We start from the raw sequence: 12833 nt of genomic DNA, 5'->3' as shown, positions 1-12833 counted from the left end.
CAAGAACGGAATTTCTATCTTTTTCGGAATGTTTTAATGAACTCTGGTCCTCTTTTTTTCTGACGTACTTTGTGTTGGAAAAATTTTCTTAAATTGGCTTTTCGTATATCAAGGTTTAAAATTAATTTGTAAACAGAAAATCTTCATAGAAATGGATAAGTTCCTAAAGTCAACATTCGCTGCGATGTTTTTTTTGACATTGATTTCCAATATTTCCTATTCCCAGGACAGGCTCAAAAAGATGCCCGGTTACGAGCAATACCAGGAAATGGCGCCCAAGATCAGAAATTCGGTAAAAATGGGGCAGTTATCCGTAAAATGGAATGAAGACAGCCGTTCGTTTGAATACGATCAGGATGGAAAAAAATACAGCTATAATATTTCTAAAAAGGAAGCTGCAGAAATTGGAGAAGCTTCAGAACGCTCCTTCCGAAGATTCGGAGGGGGACCTGCCCGAGGAAGACAATATTCCTCTGCGGATTCACCGGACGGAAAACTGAAGGCCTTTACCAGAGACAGGAATATGTGGATCAGTAATGCCGATGGCAGCGATGAAATGGCCATTACCAGTGATGGAAATGACGAAACACAACTCAAATACGGCATAGCCACCTGGGTTTACGGTGAGGAACTCAGACAGGTCACGGCCATGTGGTGGTCTCCCGATAGTAAAAAAATCGCCTTTTACCGTTTCGAGGAAAAGGAAGCCAAAAAGTATTATGTGCTCTATGATCAAACCTCCATACAGGATTCAGTGGAAATAGAAGCCTATCCAAAAGTGGGAGCGGATAACCTTCCGGTTGACATTATGGTTTATGATCTGGAAACTAAAAAAGTGATCACCCTGGATGTTCGCAATGGTGAACCTTTCATTGATGGAACCGTAGGAACCTACCTTTATGGCATTGAATGGTCCCCTGACGGAACAGAGCTCCTGTTTCACCGAACCAACCGCAAACAGGATATCATGGAACTGGCGGCAGCGGATCCCGTTTCCGGTAAAACCAGGACGATCGTTCGAGAGGAGTGGTTGGACAGTTACACGGAGAATACCCCTGAGATACATTTTTTAGAAGATGGAAAACGCTTTATCTGGGCGTCAGAGAGAACCGGATTTAACAACTATTATCTTTATGATATCAGTGGAAAACTAATCAATAAACTGACTGATCATGCTTTTGAGGTGTCCAGAATAGCCCAGGTCGATGAAAAACAAGGGGTGCTTTATTATATGGCCAGAAGTGGGGAGAACCATATGAAGATGCAATTACATCGTGTAAAACTCGATGGAAAAGGAGACAGGCGGTTGACGGATCCTGCTTATGACCACCGGGTTTATATTTCGCCTGATGGGAATTATATTGTTGATGTCGCTCAGACCCACAATATTGCTCCTTTTACCAACTTACTGGACGGCAATGGAAAAATGCTGGTAGAACTGGCCAAAAGCGATATGACCGAATTTGAAAACCTGGGGCTGAAAAAAGTAGAGGTTTTTACCTTCATTTCAGCAGACGGTGAAACGGAATTGCATGGCATGTTGCACTTTCCTTCCAATTTTGACCCGGCTAAAAAGTATCCGGTACTCCTGGCCAATTACGGTGGCCCGGGAACCAATGCCTTTCGCGAAACCTTCACCCTGCCGAATGCCCTGACTGAGTATGGTTTTCTGGTAGTCAATATAGACGGCCGCAATACGGCTGGGCGTGGTAAAAGGTTCCTGGACCAGCTTTATGGAAATCTTGGAATAGTGGAAATGGATGATTTTGCGGAAGGCGTTAAGTCTTTGTACGACCGCCCATACGTGGATCGGAAAAGGGTAGGGGCTTATGGAACTTCCTATGGAGGCACCACGGCAGCCACTTGTTTACTGAGGCATCCTGAGGTCTTCCAGGTCGCCTGTGCCAATTCAGCGGTTACCGACTGGAGAAATTACGATAATATTTATACCGAAAGATTCATGAATCTCCTGGAGAACAATAAAGAAGGGTACGAGGCGGCAAACCTTATGAATTACGCCGGGGATCTAAAAGGCAGGCTGATGATCTATTTTGGAACCAGTGATAATAACGTCCATCCGTCCAATTCCCTGCAATTGATCCAGGCATTACAGGAGGCCGGGAAAAGTTTCGAGGTGCAAATCGGACCCGACAAAGGACACACTCGTTTGGATGTGGATCGCATGATGGAGTTTTTTATTGAAAATCTGGTGATTGATCCGGTTCAAACGGTAAAGCCATAACCCTGACTTTTTTTGATTAAAATTAAATAACGACAGGAAAGAAGCCTTAGGAAAGAGCCTTAGTAAAGAAGCCACGAATGCACGATTAGTTTTTTTAAGCTAATCGTGCATTCGTGGTTTTTTTTATACCCCTTCATTCTACTTTGGCTGTTCTTATTTGAAAAGTTACAATAATTCCACTAATTGTGATAATACTTATTGTTTGTATCGATTTTTTACCTTAATAGTAGAATTTTTTTTTAAATATCTCAAAATAGAAGAACAAATGACCTCCATCTTTGTGTCGTTCTTTTAAAGAAAGTGAATACCATTTTAAATTAAAAATTTATTGTCATGAAAAAATCAATTTTATTTTTTGTCGTTTCATTTTTTGTTACATATTCCTTTTGCCAACAGTTACCAAAGGACGATTATCAGACCGGGTACAGAACTTGCTTAAATGAATGTGGGGATTTTTATAGGCCAAGTGATTCTGATTCATATGTTGAATCGTATTTTAAATTAACCTTATTACAAGCATGTATTTCAGGTTGTAAAACTGAATATGGAGTTGATGCAGAACGACTTGAAATCAGCGAACCTTCATCTGGTGATGCTGGTTTGTATCAGGGAGATCGTGAACCGGCTTCGGCTAAAGGTAAGAAAAAGGGGCTTTTTCAAAAAATAGATGGTTATTATACATCGTCTATTTACTTGATTTCTAATGGTAATAAATCTATTAGCTACCTAATCTATCAGACCGGTACTACTATTGTAGAATTACATCTCAGGAGCGGTAAAAAAACGACTTTTGAAATAATGAAAGGTCAAAGCGCGAATGATTACGCTGGCTTTGTTTATAACAAAATAAAATCGGTTGAAGCGCCCCAAAGCCCCTTCAGTAAATATTGTAAAAACCTGAGTTTTGATAGCGTGAGTTCTTCTTGTCAGAGAGCATTTTGTGATTACCTGGAGTGTGTTTTAGGTAACGATTGTAATGCTGGTTCAAAATATGAACAGTTACAAACGGTGAAACTTATGTGTGGGGGCACTTTAACAATATTAGATTTAAGTCAGGTTAATTATGACACCCCTCTTAAACTTGGGAAAAATTAGAAAAGAATTCTAGGGGAATTCCTCAATTAATAAATCAACAGCCAAAATTAAAAAACATAATCATACCGAATTTTGGCTATAGCCAAAATTCGGTTTTTTTACCCTTCATTATCTGTAAGCCATTAAAAATTAATTGATTAGCATTTTTTTTCAAAATCATAAAGCTTCTCTATTTTTTGATCCTAATTCGAGTTGATACATGTTTAGAGAGCAGCTTCTAGAAATATTGGCTAATAATTTCTAATACTTTAAATCATAATAATCAATATGAAAAGATTAATAAATTTTTTGATAATAATGATGACTATGGAGCTGGGTTTTTCTCAAACTCAATTCCCTCCATCTCCTGTTGGGCCTCCTGTTTCAACATTCCAGACTGGGGCTGATTTTCAAGAACTTCCCATTTCTATTATTAGGTATTTTGTAAAAGATACGTTACTTAAAATAATTAATGAAATTAATACGAGAGAATATGAGGAAATAAGTTTTAGCCTAATTCCTCTTGGTGAGTTACCTGATGAATGTGGTTACGATTGCGCAACTAAACCTATTTTTCAAAGTGATATGAATTTGGATAAGCCAAATGATAGATTTATTCATTTTGGAATTAGACTAAAATTAGGTTTAAGAGATATTAAATATTTTCTTTCCTCAGACGTAGCGATACCTGTGCCTGACAGAGATTTATTTTTATCAATAGATTTTGAATTCAGGTGCCAAAATTGGGAGGTTTTGGACTCAGGCAAACTCGTTATTATACCTAAGGTAGAAATCAAATTAGAAGAAGATCATGCTTGGTGGCAAGAAATGAACCCTCTACATCAGGCTTTTCATGAAACTATTAATTCAAAAATAAAAAAACAAATAAATAACTTTCCTATAAATTTGGGAGTCATAGATGATTTAACAAGCGTATACCCGTTAATAGACCCAAATTGCAACTGTCTTGGGGTATCCGCAAATAATGGTCCGGAGTATGATGTAATATTCTGGGCAAAAAAATCTAAGAATCCACTAAGGCAGGCTGATGTGAGTATAAAATTAGCTAAAGTGACAAGATTTTTGAAATCGGATTATCCAGCCAGTAAAAACACAGTAAATATCTTTATTAATGGAATTGCTGTTGATATTTTCAAATTAGAATTACAACCAGGAGAGGAGGTAAGTTTTGAGAATAAAATTTATCATTCCTTTTATTTAGATGAACCGTTTGACTTCCAAATAATTTTGAATAACCATTTTGAAAGGGCTTTAGGATACAATGCATCAGGACCAAATTCTTATGTATGGAAAAATTATTCAAATATTAAAAAAGTAGATTCAGAAATATTAACAAAACGTAAAAAGACTTTGCAAACAGCGGGAGACAACGATATTAGTAATAAACCAATCGTTGCTTTTTGGAATGATTTTCAATTTACCTTTCAAATGCAAGAACTTAAAACTGAAAAAAATAACCGCCACCCAGACTCTTCCTCCCAAAAAACGGTTGAAGATAAAATAAAAAATCAAGCCTTAACTTTTGGCGAAACAAGCCTCTTTGAAAGTAATACAGCACGAAGCGATAGCCTGCAAATACATTCAACTAATTCCTTTAGCAAAAGAATTATAAAAACAGAAAAGATTCTTGATTATTCAGAAAAACAAGGCACCGTCGTTCTAGAAATCTGCCTCGACAGCCTGGGTGCTGTCATCAGCGCGGACTACCAGGAAATGGGCTCAACCACAACGGATGAGTATTTGATCAATCTCGCCAAAGAGAACATCGGGTTATGGGAGTTTTCTGCTGCTCTTCTGGAAAAGGAATGTGGAACTATCACTTTCCGTTTCATGTTGCAGTAAAAACATCAAAGATGCATAACAATATCAACCTGCTTACCTTAGAAGATTTGAGGGAAGCCCTATGACAGGATACCAGGGAGCATCCGACTAAAGAATTGGCAAAACTGTTCATTTCTGCCCTTTGGTAAGCGATAATTTTAGGAAATCCTAAAGATTAATTTTGGCGATACGGTTAAGATATTAATTAACACCAAACCAAAATTGCATTTCAGTGTTTCATTCCAATGTCCTATATTGGGAACTTTTACAACCTAATCATTAAAACATGAAGCATTTATACCTGCTGTTTTTAGCCCTGGCTTTTCCTTTCCTGGCTCAGGCCCAGATTAATCCCAACTGTGACGGGGAGCGTTACCTGACGGATGTTTTTCCGGATGAACCGGTCATGACGACGGTCAAATTTGGAGAAAATACCACCATTTCAGGGGTTTTCCAGGAGTTGTTTATGGATATTTTCGAACCCGCCGGGGATGAAGCCGATAACCGTCCTGTTTTGCTTTTTGCCTTTGGAGGTTCCTTCATTGGGGGAGAACGTTCCCAGACGCATGACATTTGTAAGGCTTATGCCAAAAAGGGATATGTTACTGCGGCTATTGATTATCGCCTCTATGATTTTCAGTTTCCACCTTTCGGCCCCTTTCCGGATTCATTGTTGATGATGGAAGAAGTGGTCATGGCGGTTGGAGATCTCAAGGCAGCCATCCGTTATTTTAGAAAAGATGCCGCCACCACCAATACATTTCGCATTGATTCGGATTTCATTTTCACAGGCGGATATTCATCTGGTTCAATTGTTTCCTTGCATGCAGCCTATCTCGATGATGGAGAGGCCCCGACTTATGTTCAGGAATTTTTGGATGACAACGGAGGGATGGAAGGCGATACCGATGATCCGGAAGATTCCAATATGGGCTATTCGTCCTCAATTCAAGGAGTGGTCAATTATTTCGGAGCCTTGCACCGGAAAGAATACATGGATGCCGGGGACCCGCCCATCATCAGCATCCACGGCGATGCCGACCCGATCGTTCCCTATGGTCATGGCTTTGCTGTCGTGGTAGTGATTCCCATCGTCGCCATCGACGGGAGCGGGGAGTTGCATCCGCGTGCTCAGGCTTTAGGCATTCCCAACGAGCTGATCACCGTACCGGGAGGAGGCCATGGAGATTTTTCCCAGGAGTTTAACGATAGTATGTTGGTGAGATCCACGCTCTTTCTCGGAGATATCCTGTGTAACGGGGTTTCAGGGAATCAGGACTTAAGGGTAGAAACCCAGGCTAAGGCATTCCCAAATCCTGCATCAGATTATATGCAACTGGTTTTTGAAGAACTGCCTCCTTCACCTTACACTATTCAGGTCAGCAACCAACTCGGTCAGACCGTATTCAGCAAATTCAACCAAAATACAAGTGAATTTGTGTTGGATCGTTCCGAATTCGGTTCCGGAGTGTTTGTGCTGAGTGTGGTCTTCGAGGATAAAAACATTCAGCCTGTTGTGAGGAAGATTATTTTTAAATAAATAGAATGAGTAATTTTGAGCTGTAAATTTTTAGTCTGTTTTTTCATAAAACTTTTTTGATCAATGAAGTACTTTTTACCTTTTGTTTTTATGCTCTTTATGAGCACTTTGACGCTGAGTCAGGACATTAGTATTTTACTGGTGGACGACTCGAAAGATGATTTTTTTAATACAGATCTGCTAAAGACGGCCCTGGAAAATGGCAGTTATGCATTTGATTTGTACAACGTTCCTGATTCTTTGGCAGTGCCGGAATTTGCTTATCTCCAAAATTACGATCTGGTCATCTGGCATACTTCAACGGATGGCGTAGGGCTTGGTTTTTGGAATTTTAATGATGAAATCAATGGCGGTCTGGCGCAATACCTTTCTGAAGGGGGTAATTTATGGCTCACCGGAAACGATTTTTTATATGATGTTTACAATACTCCTTCTACCTTTGTAGAGGGCGATTTTGCATATGATTTTCTTGGGATCGAATCCTACGATGCACAGACGTATGCTGATGACGGTGGTTTCGGTGTTGCTTTTGTTACTCCTGCAATGGATCAGCCTATTACCGGGTTAGGAGATATTGACTGGCAGTTCTCTACGCTTTGGTATGCAGACTCTTTTACCGGACGCGAAGGAGCCGTGTCCATTTATGAAATGGGAGGAGATGGGTATGCTTTGCAGGGAAGCACGGCAGGTTTATGGTATGACAACGGAACCTCAAAATGCCTCTCGTTTGCTTTCGATCTGGCATTAGCATCTTCACAGGGCGTCATAGATAATACCGTATCGTCCGTGGTTGATTTTTTTGCTTCAGTAATCACCACAAATAATAATATCATCGAAGTCATTCCGGCCTTTGAAATTTTTCCCAATCCAATAAATGAATCAGCAAAGGTCTCTTTCGAGTTGAAGGAAACGGCTTCTGTTCAGATTGACATCTTTAATATGAATGGACAAAAGGTATTTGGACTGCTTCCTTTATCGAACCTCACTTCAGGCATTCATTCTTTTGATTGGATTCCAGCGGCTGCATTGAATTCAGGAATGTATGAAATGCGTATTAAACTAGGACAGCAGGTCTTCTCAAAACCAGTCCAGATAATTCGCTAATAAAAAAGGCTTGATTCCTTTTAGATCAAGGTTTTCCCGGATTTTGGCTCAACCCAGAATCCGGGATTTTTTTTGTAATAAACAGTAAAAAAATTGATTTATCCATAAATCAATCGTACATTTGCGATGAACGAAATAGATGTAAATGAAAAGGACCATTCAAGAAGTGGACTATCTCATAGAAACGGAGGAACTGGCCAGGTTTGCCAAGGCCCTGGGGCACCCAACCCGCATCAAAATCCTCAAATACCTTACCCATCAATCCTGTTGTTTTACGGGTGACCTGGTAGAGGTTCTGCCACTTGCCCAGTCGACCATTTCCCAGCACCTGAAGGAATTAAAAGAGGCCGGATTGATTCAGGGTGAGATCAACCCGCCACGGATCAAGTATTGCATTAATAAGGAAAACTGGCAAAAAGCCCGGCTCATCTTTGCCGCATTATTTGACCTTAAGGGGCCGGAAGATATTTCCTGCGACCCTCAATAAAACACTTTTTTTATAAATAATTATCGTCTATTGGCGATAAACAATACTACTTAAAGATGACAACAATTAAAATTCTCGGAACAGGCTGCGCAAGGTGTAAACAAACCACTGCCGTTGTAGAAGCGGTAGTTAAGGAAAAAGGCCTCGATGTAAACGTCGTGAAAGTGGAAGACATCATGGATATCATGCAGTACAATATCATGTCCACTCCGGCAGTAGTGGTTGATGAAGTCGTGATGATCAAAGGCCGGGTGCCCACCAAAGCGGAAGTGGAAGCCTTATTTGCTTAAACTCAATTCACAGTATCGAACAATGAAATGAGCATAAACTTTATTAACCATACCAATCCATCATGGTTGAAAAAATTTATGGGAAAACGTAGTGGTTACATTTGTTTATAAAATTGTTAATCACTTCATTTTCGAAATATTAATAATTTTATAAACAAATGAAAAAACGACTTAAACTGCTGGACCGTTTCCTCACCCTCTGGATCTTCCTGGCCATGGCGATGGGAGTGGGGCTTGGAGTGGTTTTCCCCGGAATGGCTGACCTTACCAACTCCATGTCAATAGGGACCACCAATATTCCACTGGCCATTGGACTTATTTTAATGATGTATCCGCCGCTGGCCAAGGTGGATTACCAGTTATTGCCCAAAGCCTTCAAGGACAGGAAGTTGATGGGATTATCACTCTTTCTCAACTGGATCGTGGGCCCGGTTCTGATGTTTGTTTTGGCCATTATTTTCTTGCGAAACCATCCCGGTTATATGACAGGTGTTATCCTCATTGGTCTGGCCCGTTGTATCGCAATGGTCATCGTCTGGAACGATCTGGCGGGCGGAAGTCGTGAATACGGAGCCGTATTGGTGGCCTTGAACAGTATTTTTCAGGTTTTGACGTATAGTTTTTACGCCTGGTTGTTCATCAATGTATTGCCGGGATATTTTGGATTTGAAGGAACCGATATTCATGTATCTATGGGAGAAGTAGCCAAAAGTGTTTCCATATACCTGGGCATTCCCTTCCTGGCGGGATTCCTGAGCCGGAAGTGGCTGATCAGAGCAAAGGGAGCGGACTGGTTCAACCGAAAATATATTCCTTTCATTTCTCCAATCACCCTGATTGCTTTGTTGTTTACGATCGTTTTGATGTTTAGTCTGAAAGGGGAAATGATTCTTGAATTACCGATGGATATCCTCCTGATCGCGGTGCCGCTGGTCATCTATTTTGCCCTCATTTTTTTTATCAGCTTTTTCATTGGCATTTGGATGGGCATCGATTACAAGAGAAATGCAGCGGTGGCTTTCACGGCTTCAGGCAACAATTTTGAGTTGGCCATCGCAGTGGCGATCGCTGTTTTCGGGTTGAATTCTCCCCAGGCTTTTGCCGGGGTGATCGGCCCTTTGGTAGAGGTGCCTGTGTTGATCGGTCTGGTCAATGTGGCCTTGTATTTGAAGAAAAAATTCTATTGATTATGAAAACGATAGTTCTCTTTGTTACGGTTTTATGTTTGGTGTCCTGTGGCCGTGAAACCGAGGCTCAGCCAATCACTGCCGGGAAAGGTAATATGGCTGAAAGTTATGTTACGGTTTATGATTTTCATATGAAACACCGTTGCAAAACCTGCATTGATATTGAAAATTCAACGAAAAAGGTTTTGAAGGACCAATTCTCAAAAGAGCTGGCAGAAAAGAAAATTTCCTTTAAACTGGTTGATGCTGAAGATCCCCGAAATGAAGCCCTGGTGGAAGAATTTGGTGCCTTTGGAACTACCCTTGCTATTAGTATTACCAAAAACGGAAAAAGAAAAATCGACGATATCACACCATGGGCTTTTCAAAACAGCGGAAATGATCAATTCGAACCTGAACTGGCCGAAAAGATCCGGCAGGCCCTTGGGAAGTTATAAGACATTGGATAAGCGTGGGAATTGACCTGGCGCTAAGATAAATAAACACAAAAACTATGTTCGACTGGATTCAAAAACTGGCGGATTGGTTGGTATTTGACCTGAGCCAACTGCAACGGGAAAGTCATTTGGCAAAGGCGCTTAATTTCTTTATTTATGACAGTGTAAAAATATTGTTGCTCCTCTTTTTTATCATTTTTTTGATGGGGATTGTCAACAGTTATTTTCCCGTGGAAAAGGTGAAAAATTATTTGTCCCGAAACAAACTCTACGGGCTTGAATATTTGATGGCTTCATTGTTTGGTGTGGTGACGCCTTTTTGTTCCTGTTCTTCCGTGCCTTTGTTCATCGGGTTTGTCCGTGGCGGTATTCCATTGGGGGTGACATTTGCATTTCTCGTGACCTCTCCATTAGTCAATGAGGTGGCTGTTGGCCTTTTCCTCGGCCTTTTTGGGGTGAAAATCACCCTGATTTATGTCATCAGCGGAGTTTTATTGGGCATGGTTTCAGGAATCATATTAAGTAAATTCAGATTGGAGCGTTTCCTTACTCCATGGGTCAAGGAAGTGCTTGCCAATGCCCAGCGGGAGGAGGAAGTTTTTATTGCGGAGAAGACACCTTTCCGCCAGCGCCTTCCTTTCATTTGGGCCGAAGCCCTGAAAATCATCAAAGGAGTTTTGCCCTATGTTTTAATCGGTATTGCCATCGGCGGATTGATGCACGGATATGTGCCCGAGGGCTTTTTTGAGCAATACATGAGTAAAGACAATATTTTCGCGGTCCCCGTCGCCACGATCCTGGCGATCCCGATGTATTCCAATGCCTCGGGGATTTTACCGGTGGTTCAGGTATTGGTAGCCAAAGGTATACCACTAGGCACTGCCATCGCTTTTATGATGGGAGTGGTAGCCCTTTCTTTGCCGGAAGCGATGTTGTTAAAAAAGGTGATGACGCTGAAATTGATCGGTGTTTTCTTCGGAGTGGTCACCTTATGCATCATTTTTTCAGGATATGTTTTTAATGTAATTTTTTAAAACAAGATTATGAATTTAATTAAACGGACAAGTTTTTGGATGGTTACTTCAATGGTAATGGCATGCAACACGGATGTAAAACCGGGGCAGGAAACAACAGCTTCTTCCGGGAACGAAAGCCAGGCCGCCGAGGTGCAGGTTTTGGCAGAAAATCGGGTGGAAGTCATTGACTTTTACGGGACGCATCGTTGCATTACCTGTAAGGCTATCGAAGCTAATGCTCAATATACTGTGGAGACATTTTTTAAAGAAGAACTCAAAACAGGGAGAGTCATTTTTAAAACGGTAAATGTTGATGCTCCCGAAAATTATAAAATAGCCGAGTTATACGAGGCCACGGGAACTGCTTTGTATCTCAATGTAGTCAAAGCGGGACAGGAAACACATATCGATCTGACGGAACAAGCCTTTGAAAACGGCAGAGACAAAGCTGTTTTCTCTGATGAATTGAAGTTCTTTATTGAAAACGAATTGTCTTCTTTAAATTAAATGGACTTCATAGTTTATTTTCAATCTCTTATTTGTCTGATAATGCTGCCTTATGGAATATTTACAAAATTTGCTGGATCAGTATAATGTTCCTGTAATTTCCGCTTTCATTCTTGGTCTTATGACGGCCATAAGTCCGTGTCCGCTGGCGACGAACATTACTGCCACGGCGTACATTTCCAAAAATATTTCCAATCCCAAAAAAGTATTTTTAAGCGGGATTCTTTATGCTCTCGGGCGTGCTTTTAGTTATACCATGATCGGGTTGATTTTGTACCTGGGCGCCAGCAAATTCCATATAGCCCGCTTTCTGAATCAAAATGGAGAAAAATTCCTGGGGCCTTTGCTCATCCTCATTGGGTTGATCATGCTCAATGTGATTCGATTGAATTTCTTTGGCAAATCTGACTTCCAGGAAAAGCTCTCCGAAAAATTCAAAGATAAAGGGCTGCTGGGGGCTTTTTTAATTGGAGTGGTTTTTGCCCTGGCTTTTTGTCCTTACAGTGGAGCCTTATTTTTTGGGGTGTTGATTCCAATGACGATTGCCAGTATTAAAGGACTTTACCTGCCCCTCGTCTTTGCTTTGGGAACGGGCTTGCCCGTGATCATTTTTACGTATCTGTTGGCCTATGCCGCCGGTAAAATTGGTGCCTTTTACACCAGGATATCAAAGGTGGAAAAGGTCATGAGAAAAGTGGCCGGAGTGGTATTTATTCTGAGCGGCTTATATTACGTTTCCATATTTGCGGGAATAATTTAAACATTGTCAGGATCAGGATTTACCGGATGGGTGGATTTGCAGGATTGGTTTTTAGCATTAACCCAATATTCTCCCAAAAAATTAATCCTGTAATCCAATAATCCTGAGCATCCTGATCCAGACAGTAAAAGTGGAACTCAGCAACAACTTTTATTCCCATGAACCGGCGGGCATTTCTCCGTGCCATAACTGCAATACACACAGCAATCTCCCGGAAGCGGTTTCAAAATCGTTTTACACACTTCACATTCATAGAAAAACTGACAGGCATCCGTCGGCATTTCTTCCTTCTTTTTATGCCCGCACTCCGGGCAGGTGATCACCGATTTTGTTATAATTTCCATACT

Annotated in this window: 13 protein-coding genes; 12 read left to right on the top strand and 1 reads right to left on the bottom strand. The window is 40.9% G+C overall.

The genetic code is table 11. The annotated features are described in order from the left end of the window. Positions 1-151 precede the first annotated feature (151 nt). From H6571_03825 to H6571_03770, 12 genes are all read left to right on the top strand, one after another. Positions 152-2242 carry a DPP IV N-terminal domain-containing protein gene (locus H6571_03825; protein MCB9322850.1) on the top strand — a complete coding sequence of 697 codons (2091 nt, stop codon included), beginning with the start codon at positions 152-154 and terminating at the stop codon, positions 2240-2242. 333 nt (positions 2243-2575) lie between these two features. Beyond that, on the top strand, positions 2576-3337 hold the full coding sequence (locus H6571_03820) for a hypothetical protein (GenBank protein MCB9322849.1): 762 nt from the start codon (positions 2576-2578) through the stop codon (positions 3335-3337). 267 nt (positions 3338-3604) lie between these two features. Continuing rightward, entirely contained in the window at positions 3605-5179 is a 1575-nt protein-coding gene (locus H6571_03815; GenBank protein MCB9322848.1) for a hypothetical protein, read from the top strand. Between the two features lie 265 nt (positions 5180-5444). Next, a complete protein-coding gene (locus H6571_03810; GenBank protein MCB9322847.1) occupies positions 5445-6698 on the top strand; it encodes a T9SS type A sorting domain-containing protein in 1254 nt (417 codons plus the stop codon). 63 nt (positions 6699-6761) lie between these two features. Beyond that, on the top strand, positions 6762-7802 hold the full coding sequence (locus tag H6571_03805) for a T9SS type A sorting domain-containing protein (GenBank protein ID MCB9322846.1): 1041 nt from the start codon (positions 6762-6764) through the stop codon (positions 7800-7802). A 145-nt stretch (positions 7803-7947) separates the two neighbouring features. Further along, entirely contained in the window at positions 7948-8289 is a 342-nt protein-coding gene (locus tag H6571_03800; protein ID MCB9322845.1) for a winged helix-turn-helix transcriptional regulator, read from the top strand. 56 nt (positions 8290-8345) lie between these two features. Then, positions 8346-8579 carry a TM0996/MTH895 family glutaredoxin-like protein gene (locus H6571_03795; GenBank protein ID MCB9322844.1) on the top strand — a complete coding sequence of 78 codons (234 nt, stop codon included), beginning with the start codon at positions 8346-8348 and terminating at the stop codon, positions 8577-8579. A gap of 158 nt (positions 8580-8737) precedes the next feature. Further along, positions 8738-9766 (top strand): ACR3 family arsenite efflux transporter, encoded by a 1029-nt coding sequence (gene arsB, locus H6571_03790; protein MCB9322843.1) that lies wholly within the window; start codon positions 8738-8740, stop codon positions 9764-9766. A 2-nt stretch (positions 9767-9768) separates the two neighbouring features. After that, complete coding sequence (locus H6571_03785; protein MCB9322842.1) at positions 9769-10203, top strand: hypothetical protein; 435 nt, start codon at positions 9769-9771, stop codon at positions 10201-10203. Positions 10204-10259: 56 nt separating this feature from the next. Further along, a complete protein-coding gene (locus tag H6571_03780; GenBank protein ID MCB9322841.1) occupies positions 10260-11237 on the top strand; it encodes a permease in 978 nt (325 codons plus the stop codon). Positions 11238-11246: 9 nt separating this feature from the next. Next, entirely contained in the window at positions 11247-11726 is a 480-nt protein-coding gene (locus H6571_03775; protein MCB9322840.1) for a thioredoxin, read from the top strand. Positions 11727-11778: 52 nt separating this feature from the next. After that, complete coding sequence (locus tag H6571_03770; protein ID MCB9322839.1) at positions 11779-12486, top strand: sulfite exporter TauE/SafE family protein; 708 nt, start codon at positions 11779-11781, stop codon at positions 12484-12486. 137 nt (positions 12487-12623) lie between these two features. On the opposite strand, the gene H6571_03765 is transcribed toward H6571_03770, so the two are convergent. Next, positions 12624-12830 (bottom strand): hypothetical protein, encoded by a 207-nt coding sequence (locus H6571_03765; protein MCB9322838.1) that lies wholly within the window; start codon positions 12828-12830, stop codon positions 12624-12626. Between the last annotated feature and the right edge of the window lie 3 nt (positions 12831-12833).

The sequence above is a fragment of the Lewinellaceae bacterium genome (assembly GCA_020636105.1).
Lineage (GTDB): Bacteria > Bacteroidota > Bacteroidia > Chitinophagales > Saprospiraceae > BCD1.
Note: the sequence above shows the minus strand (reverse complement) of the source record. Positions and strands in the feature narration are given on the sequence as shown.